The organism is Anaplasma phagocytophilum (genome assembly GCF_023476575.1).
Lineage (GTDB): Bacteria > Pseudomonadota > Alphaproteobacteria > Rickettsiales > Anaplasmataceae > Anaplasma > Anaplasma phagocytophilum_A.
The window spans coordinates 1-1,075 of the sequence record NZ_JAHLEX010000168.1; the positions used below are offsets into that span (position 1 = coordinate 1).

The 1,075-nt window shown below is 40.0% G+C and carries 1 pseudogene; it reads right to left on the reverse strand.

Annotated elements, in window-relative coordinates:
• Positions 1–345 precede the first annotated feature (345 nt).
• A pseudogene (locus tag KPX09_RS05835) lies at positions 346–992 on the reverse strand (hypothetical protein); the annotation flags it as partial.
• Positions 993–1,075: the final 83 nt, after the last annotated feature.

The window sequence follows — 1,075 nt, forward strand, 5'->3', positions numbered from 1 at the left end:
CAACAGCCTTAGCAAAGTGAACAATGTCCTTACCTTATCTAATAAGAGCACCCTATACATAAACCAGATATGAAATCGAAAGATTACGAGACAAAACATACCTAGAGACTGCTTTTAGATACTCGGAAGAGCGTAGTTACTTAGTCTCCTCGCATATTAAACTCATTTGTAAACGAGAGACACTACAAAATAAAAGCTAACTCCTTAGCTAATAGATATACTGTATATGCTTCATCTATCTAATAATAGATCCTTGAATAGCTTGATAGAGAACTTAATGATAGAGCTCTATATCATCCACTAATTATGACACTCTAGAACTAACTCTCTATCCTGAACTATCTCCATAACCTCAAATCCAGCATTGACCATAACTGAAGTAGAAGAAACCGCCCTAATCTCAACAACCTCACCACCTTCAATAGTCTTAGCAAGTAACCCAGCCACTATGGTTTTTTCTTCAGGAGTGAGTTCCTTTACTAGGTCTTTTGCTACGGCTGTGGCGTTGTCATCATGAGCAGCACCTGTCTTCCCAGAACCAGGCCATCCTGCCCCTTTTTCCAATACCTCAGTTCTAAAGCCCCTGAGTTGCGTTGCGTTCGTCGCCCCACTGCTGCTGCCTACACCACACTGTTTTTCAGTTCCGTCTGTGCCGTTGCCTCCATACTTGTTACTGCCGGCAGCCTTACAAACCTTATCATCGATGTTAGGGTAGGAGATTTCAACAGCCTTAGCAAAGTGAACAATGTCCTTACCTTATCTAATAAGAGCACCCTATACATAAACCAGATATGAAATCCAAAGATTACGAGACAAAACATACCTAGAGACTGCTTTTAGATATTCGGAGGAGCGTAGTTACTCAGTCTCCTCGCATATTAAACTCATTTGTAAACGAGAGACACTACATCATAAGCTAACTCCTTAGCTAGTAGATATACTGTATATGCTTCATCTTCCTTACTACCACTATCTCTAATTCCCTTAGTCTTGCTTTGTAATAATAAGAGTTACTGTGTATACTCCTATTTATACCTAGCAATTCATAGGTAACTGGCATACTTACCAGCGTATT